At 65.4% G+C, this 7,039-nt stretch carries 8 protein-coding genes; 5 read left to right on the plus strand and 3 right to left on the minus strand.

Features of this window, described 5'->3' with window-relative positions:
• Together F6S12_RS28645 and F6S12_RS28650 are read right to left on the minus strand one after the other, a co-directional pair.
• Positions 1–747, minus strand: a 747-nt coding sequence (locus F6S12_RS28645; RefSeq protein ID WP_315869611.1) for a permease, incomplete at its 3' end; no start/stop codon positions are given.
• 193 nt (positions 748–940) lie between these two features.
• Entirely contained in the window at positions 941–1,717 is a 777-nt protein-coding gene (locus tag F6S12_RS28650) for an IclR family transcriptional regulator (protein WP_011060579.1), read from the minus strand.
• Between the two features lie 171 nt (positions 1,718–1,888).
• Between F6S12_RS28650 and F6S12_RS28655 the strand changes: the two genes are divergently transcribed.
• The 4 genes from F6S12_RS28655 to F6S12_RS28670 are packed head-to-tail and all read left to right on the plus strand — an operon-like array spanning position 1,889 to position 5,405.
• The gene (locus F6S12_RS28655) at positions 1,889–2,659 is read left to right on the plus strand and encodes an ABC transporter substrate-binding protein (RefSeq protein ID WP_015635071.1); all 771 of its coding nucleotides are present in this window, start codon (positions 1,889–1,891) and stop codon (positions 2,657–2,659) included.
• 60 nt (positions 2,660–2,719) lie between these two features.
• Positions 2,720–3,376, plus strand: coding sequence for an amino acid ABC transporter permease (locus tag F6S12_RS28660; RefSeq protein WP_011060581.1), 657 nt, complete (start codon positions 2,720–2,722; stop codon positions 3,374–3,376).
• Positions 3,373–4,119, plus strand: coding sequence for an amino acid ABC transporter ATP-binding protein (locus F6S12_RS28665; protein ID WP_315869612.1), 747 nt, complete (start codon positions 3,373–3,375; stop codon positions 4,117–4,119). Before F6S12_RS28660 ends, F6S12_RS28665 begins: the two co-directional genes overlap by 4 nt.
• Positions 4,116–5,405, plus strand: a complete 1,290-nt coding sequence (locus F6S12_RS28670) for an NAD(P)/FAD-dependent oxidoreductase (RefSeq protein WP_276494921.1) — start codon at positions 4,116–4,118, stop codon at positions 5,403–5,405. Before F6S12_RS28665 ends, F6S12_RS28670 begins: the two co-directional genes overlap by 4 nt.
• On the opposite strand, the gene F6S12_RS28675 is transcribed toward F6S12_RS28670, so the two are convergent.
• Positions 5,406–6,080, minus strand: a complete 675-nt coding sequence (locus F6S12_RS28675; protein ID WP_169894142.1) for a histidine phosphatase family protein — start codon at positions 6,078–6,080, stop codon at positions 5,406–5,408.
• A 227-nt stretch (positions 6,081–6,307) separates the two neighbouring features.
• On the opposite strand from F6S12_RS28675, the gene F6S12_RS28680 reads away from it, so the two are divergent.
• Complete coding sequence (locus F6S12_RS28680) at positions 6,308–7,012, plus strand: glutathione binding-like protein (protein WP_015635075.1); 705 nt, start codon at positions 6,308–6,310, stop codon at positions 7,010–7,012.
• The last annotated feature ends 27 nt before the right edge of the window (positions 7,013–7,039 follow it).

Genomic DNA, 7,039 nt, shown 5'->3' on the forward strand with positions numbered 1-7,039 from the left:
CGCCGCGCCCAGCACCAGTACCGCCAGCACGTAGATGGGGATGGTGCTCCAGAACAGTTGCCACAGGGTTTTGCCCCAGCGGCTGAGGAACGGCTGATCGTTCACCGTGCTGGCTTCCACCACCGCATCCACCGCGGCTTCGGGCAGTTGCTCGGGGCCGGCGACCCGCTGCGCCACCAGGGACACGCCCAGCACCAGGACAATGCCCGCCACCAGGCGCAGGGCGGAAAAGCCCCAGCCCAGGACAAAGCCCATGAACACCAGGGTGGCCGGGTTGAGCACCGGGTTGGCGATCCAGAACGCCAGGGCCGCACCCACCGAAACCTTCTGCCGGCGCAGGCCAGCAGCCACCGGCGCGGCGCAGCAGGAACACATCATGCCCGGCAGGGCGAACAGGCCGCCGCGCAGGGTCGAGCCGAAGCCGGCACGGCCGAACAGGCGCAGCAGCCAATCCCGGGGAATCAGCACCTGCAGCAGGGAACCCAGGATCACCGCCAGCACCGCAGCCTTCCAGATGGCCAGGAAGTACACCTGGGAATAGGCCAGGGCGGCGCTCCAGGGCGAGCTCTGCTGATCGTTGAGGATCGAGGCGCCGATGCTGTGGCTGTCGGCGGCGACAAAGACCTTGAGGTAGTAGGGCGACCACTTCACGTAATACAGGCCGATGGCGGCGACCAGCAGGAACAGCAGGGGTTTGCACCAGAACGCCCAGCCGCGGTTGGGCTGGGTGGAGGCGAGGTTGGACATGAAAGGTATTCCGCACGAGGACAATAAGCGCGAATTGTAGCCGCTGGCGCCGGCGTGCTGCGAACCGATCTCGTCCGGCCTTGTCTGGCGATCCCCCGTCGGGAGCTCATCGGCCTTGAGAACGCCGCGTCCCTACGGGCCGTTCGTCCGAACGCGGCCCGAACCTGCGGCAGCGGCTACAGGAGAGTGATTTTCAGAGGGTGCGAATCGAGGTGCGGATGGCCCTGGCACATTCGATCACCGAGGGCGCGAGCTTGCGTTCGGCTTCTTCCAGGGTCCAGCGGCTGCTGGGCACCACCACGTGCACCGCGGCCACCGGCAAGCCCTTGCCATCGAGGATGGGCGCGGCTATCGCCATGTCGCCCAGGAACAGTTCTTCCGGGTTCAGGGCATAGCCGCGGCGCTGGGTGGCGTCGATCTCGCGCTGGATCTCGTCCAGGTCGGTGCGGGTGTGTCGGGTGTGGGCCTTGCGGTCGCTGGCCTGGAGGATCTGCAGGGCCTCGGCGGCGGGCAGGGCGCTGAGGTAGGCGCGGCCCGAGCCAGTGCAGTACATCGGGATACGACTGCCGATGGGCATGTGGATGGGGATGAACTTGGGCGCCACGAATCGCGCTACATAGACCATGTCCAGGCCATCGGGCTCGGTGAGGTTGGTGGTTTCCCCGGTGACCTGGGCCAGCTCGGCGAGGAAGGGGTTGGCCACGTCCACCAGGGTGTCGGCGGCCAGGTAGTTGTAGCCGATCTCCATCACCCGCGGGGTCAGCTGGAAGCGCTTGGTCTGCGGGTGCTTACGCACGTAGCCCAGCTGTTCCAGGGTGTGGATCATGCGCTGCGCCGAGCTTTTGTTGATGTCGGCGGCCGTGGCGATTTCCGCCAGGTTCATGGTCCGTTGCGCGGCGTTGAAGGCCCGCAGCACCGCCAGGCCCTTCTCCAATGACTGGTTGAAAAGGGAGTTGTTGTTATCGCTCATGACCAGTCCTTTCAGGTTATTTTGTGTTTTTAATATCGATATTCGATATTTATAAATCTCTTTACGATTTTTGTAAATTGTTTATAGTCGGGTTCATGCCTCCTGCCTTCCACAACAGAGGCTATCCATCACGGACTTCAAACAATAAAACCGTCCAATGGGAGATTCGCCATGCATACCCGCACTCGCGTCCTTGCACCCGCTGTTTTCGCATTCTGTTGCGCCCTTGGCCTGGGCCTTTCGGCGTCGGCCCAGGCCGAGCCGCTGTACAAGGTCGGGGCCACCGCCACCGGCATTCCCTTCACCTTCCTTGACGTCAAGAGCCAGAGCATCGAGGGCATGATGATCGATGCCGCCCGGGCCGTGGGCAAGGCCGGCGGTTTCGCCGTGGACATCCAGCAGACCACCTTCGCCGCACTGATCCCCTCACTGACCTCGAACAAGATCGACATCATTTCCGCTGCCATGCTGCGCACGCCGGTGCGCGAGAAAGTGGTGCAGTACTCCGACCCGGTGTTCAGCTACGGCGAGGGCCTGATCGTCAAGGCCGACGACGCCAGCGACTACCGCCGCATGGAGGACCTGGCCGGGGAAACCGTCGGCGCCCAGGTCGGCACGGTGTTTATCGACGAGTTGAACAAGCGCGGGATCTTCAAGGAAGTGCGCGGCTACGACTCGATTCCCGATCTGATGCGCGACCTGGCCCTGGGGCGGATCAAGGCCGGTTTCGCCGACCGGCCGATCCTCGCCTACCAACTGGCCCAGGGCACCCAGAACAAGGTGCGGCTGGTCAAGGGCTACCAGCCGGTGGTCATGGGCGATGTCTGCCTGATCGTGCGCAAGGGCGATGCCCAGACCCTGGCCGAGGTCAATCGCGGGATCGCCGCGATCAAGGCCGACGGCACCCTGGACCGCATCATCGAGCACTGGAAGCTCAACTGATCCAGTCGCGGCCCGGCGCCTGGCCCGGGTCCCTTTCCTGCTGATTAAACGGGTCTCTCCATGTTTCTCCAGAACGCTCTGGACTTCCTGCCCATTCTGTTGAAAGGCGCAGTGGTCACCCTGCAGGTCACCGTTGGCTCCTTCGTGCTCAGCTCGCTGATCGGCCTGGTCTTCGCCTTGATGATGGTGTCCAAGGTGCGCTCGGTGGCGTTGTTCGCCATCGGCGTGGTCAACGTCATTCGCGGGCTGCCGATCATCGTCCAGCTGTTTTACATCTACTTCGTGCTGCCGGATTTCGGCATCCAGCTCACCGCCATGCAGGCCGGGGTGATCGGCCTGGGCATCGCCTACTCGGCGTACCAGGCGGAAAACTTCCGCGCCGGTATCCAGGCCATCCACCAGGGGCAGATCGAGGCCGCCGAATCCATCGGCATGCGCGGGCCGATGATCATGCGTCGGGTGGTACTGCCCCAGGCCCTGCGCATCGCCTTGCCGCCCTACGGCAACACCCTGGTGATGATGCTCAAGGACTCGTCCCTGGTGTCGACCATCACCGTGGCGGAGATGACCCGGGCCGGGCAGCTGATCGCTTCCTCGACCTTCGAGAACATGACCGTCTACACCCTGGTGGCCTTGCTCTACCTGGCCCTGAGCCTGCCGCTGTCCTTTGCCCTGCGCCGCCTGGAGGCGCGCATCAGCACCCGGAGAAAGCCATGATCCAGATCAAGGGCGTACACAAGAGCTTTGGCAACGTGGCGGTGCTCGAAGGCATCGACCTTGAGGTGCGCAGCGGTGAAGTGGTGTGCCTGATCGGGCCTTCCGGGTCCGGCAAGTCGACCCTGCTGCGCTGCATCAACGGCCTGGAAAGCTACGAGCAGGGCGAGATCCTGGTGAGCGGGGCGCGGGTCGACCGGCAGGCCAAGAGCATCCACGAGCTGCGCACCCGAGTGGCCATGGTGTTCCAGCGCTTCAACCTGTTCCCCCATCGCACGGCGTTGCAGAACGTCACCGAGGGGCCGATCTACGTCAAGAAACAGGACCCCCGGCAAGCACGCCTGCGGGCCGAGGCGCTGCTGGAAAAGGTAGGCCTGGCCCATCGCATGCACGCCTACCCGGACGAGCTCTCCGGCGGCCAGCAGCAACGGGTGGCCATTGCCCGGGCGCTGGCCATGGACCCGGAGGCGATTCTCTTCGACGAACCGACTTCGGCGCTGGACCCGGAACTGGTGGGCGAGGTGCTGGCGGTGATGCGCAAGCTGGCCGACGAGGGCATGACCATGATCGTGGTCACCCATGAAATGGGCTTTGCCCAGGACGTGGCAGACCAGGTGTGCTTCCTCCACAGCGGGCGCATCGTCGAGGCCGGCCCGGCCCGAACCGTGCTCAGCACCCCGAGCCACCCGCGCACCCAGGACTTCCTGCGGCGCTTGCTCAACCAGGGCGCGGAGGTGCAGGCATGAGCGCATCCGAGCCCCTGCGCATGCCGCCCTCGCTGTGGGCGGCCACGGCCATGCCGGCCGAGCACACCCCGGCACTGGCCGAGGACCGGGAGGTCGATGTGGCGATTGTCGGCGCCGGCTACACCGGGTTGGTGAGCGCCCTGCGCCTGGCCCAGAGCGGTGCCAGCGTCTGTGTGCTGGATGCCGGCGAGCCCGGCTGGGGCGCCTCCGGGCGCAACGGTGGGCAGGTGATCCCCGGGCTCAAGTTCGACCCCGAGCAACTGCTGGCCAAGTTCGGCCCGGTACAGGGCGAGGCGCTGATCGATGCCGTGGGTGGCGCGGCCGATGAAGTGTTCGAGCTGATCAAGGAACACGGCATTCGCTGCGACGCCACCCGCAAGGGCTGGATCCAGCCGGCGTTTTCCGGCGCGGCGATGCACACCCTGGAGCAGCGCGCCGAGCAGTGGCGCCAGCGCGGCGTGGCCGTGGAGTTGCTGGACAAGGCCGCCGTGAGCCAGCGCATCGGCAGTTCGCAATACCTGGGCGGCTGGGTCGACCCGCGGGCCGGCAGCCTGCACCCGCTGAACTACGCCCGGGGCCTGGCCCGGGTGGCGATGGGGCTGGGGGTGAGCATTCACGGCCAGAGCCGGGTCCGGAAGCTGCAGCGCGATGGCGGGCGCTGGACCCTGGAGACCGACCGCAGCGCTCGGGTGCGTGCCTCGAAGGTACTGCTGGCGACCAATGGCTACACCGACGACTTGTGGCCGGGGTTGCGCCAGACGGTGATCGCCGCCAACAGTTTCATCATCGCCACCCGGCCGCTGCCTGCCGAGCTGCGCCAGAGCATCCTGCCGGGCGGCGAGGTGTGTTCCGATGCCCGGCGCCTGCTGCTGTATTTCAAGCAGGACGCCCAGGGGCGCCTGCTGCTGGGTGGGCGCGGGCCGTTTTCCGAGCCGCGCCGGGATGCCGACTGGAACCACCTGGAGCGTTCGTTGCTGAACCTGTTTCCGCAATTGGCGGGGGTCCCCATCGAGTATCGCTGGAGCGGGCGCGTGGCCCTGACCCCAAGTTTTCTGCCGCAGTTGCACGAGCCGGCGCCGGGGCTGTCGATCCTGCTGGGCTACAACGGGCGCGGCATTGCCTTGTCGACCCTGCTGGGCAGGCACCTGGCGGCGCGGCTGACGGGAGCGGGGCAGGGTTTTCCTTTCCCGGTCACGCCGTTGCGGCCGATTCCGCTGCACGGCCTGCAACGCCTCTACCTGGGGGCGGGGATTGCCTGGTACCGGTTGCTCGACGCCCTGGGCTGATCAGCTCGGGCAATCCTGCTCGCCGCCGTCCAGGCCCTGTTTGTAGCTTTGGCTGTGCAGGCTGGCCTTGCCGTTGCGCCAGGTCAGGGTCAGCACGTACAGCGAGTCGAAGTCGCTGGAGGCCCAGTCTTCGGTGATCGGCTGCCGTTCGCCCACGGCTTCTTCGGCGACCTTGTTGATCAGCTCCGGCAGGTAGCCGTGGGACCAGGCGGTGTAGATGATCGAGTTGTGGTAGCGGTCATGCAGCAGCTCGTCCGCCAGGTCGCTGGTGTCATTGGCGGCAAAATCGATGTTCACCGGCAGGCCGAGCTTGATGGCGCTGGGGCTGATGGTCATCAGCGGGCGGATGTAGCTGTAGGAGTTGTCCAGCTCGCCTTCCTCGACGTTGCGCGTGGGGTCGGCGGCGAACACGTACTGCGCCTTGCCGAATTTCTCCGGCAGCAGCGAGGCCAGGTCGATGGCCCGGTTCAGGCCCTGGCAGTTGAGCTGCCCGAGGCCGCCGGCGGGCTTTTCCGCGTGGCGCAGGAACACCAGGGTCTGGGTGCCGTCCACCGGTTGCGCGCGGCTGGCGCTGGATTCCAGGGACAGGCACAGGGCGCCGCCCAGCAACAGGGCCGGCAACGGCAGGTAGCGGCGGTGCTTGAAGTGGCGGGCAAGGCGGCGGGGCAGGTTCATGGTGCGGTCATTCTTCAAGTGCGATGCGTGAGGCTGACAAACCCGTGTTCCCTGTCGTTGCTCATGGCCTGATCAGGCCGTTGCTTATGAGTCCCTGAACGGCTTTTGGTTCGATTGCAGGCAGCTTAAGCGCTGCATGTTGCCGATTTAAGAAAACCCGGCGGATAATTCCCCGCCGTTGCCCATCCGTGGCGCCGCCCCCCTTTGATTGAGACTGGAAGCCTGTCATGAGCGATCTTTCCGCCTTTGCCGTCACCCAGAAATGGCCTGCGCAATTCCCTGAGTGGATTCAGTTGTATTCCTTGCCGACCCCCAACGGGGTCAAGGTCTCGATCATGCTCGAAGAGATCGGCCTGCCCTACGAGGCGCATCGGGTCAGCTTCGAGACCCAGGATCAGATGACCCCGGAGTTCCTCAGTGTCAGCCCGAACAACAAGATCCCGGCGATTCTCGACCCCCACGGCCCGGGGGACCAGCCGCTGGCGCTGTTCGAGTCGGGGGCGATCCTGATCTACCTGGCGGACAAGAGCGGGCAACTGCTGGCCCAGGAGTCGGCGGCGCGTTATGAAACCATCCAGTGGCTGATGTTCCAGATGGGCGGCATCGGCCCGATGTTCGGGCAGGTGGGGTTCTTCAACAAGTTTGCCGGCAGGGAGTACGAGGACAAGCGGCCGCTGGAGCGCTACGTGAACGAGGCCAAGCGTCTGCTGGGGGTGCTGGACAAGCACCTGGGGGGGCGCGAGTGGATCATGGGCGAGCGCTACACCATTGCCGATATCGCGACCTTTCCGTGGATTCGCAATCTGATCGGGTTCTATGAGGCGGGTGAATTGGTGGGCATCGACAACTTCCCCGAGGTCAAGCGAGTGCTGGCCAAATTCGTGGCGCGCCCGGCGGTGATCCGCGGGTTGGAGATTCCCAAGATTTCTTGACGCACGCACGCCCTGTAGCCGCTGCCG

Origin of the sequence: Pseudomonas sp. JV245A, assembly GCF_032424515.1 — a bacterium.
Classification (GTDB): domain Bacteria; phylum Pseudomonadota; class Gammaproteobacteria; order Pseudomonadales; family Pseudomonadaceae; genus Aquipseudomonas; species Aquipseudomonas protegens.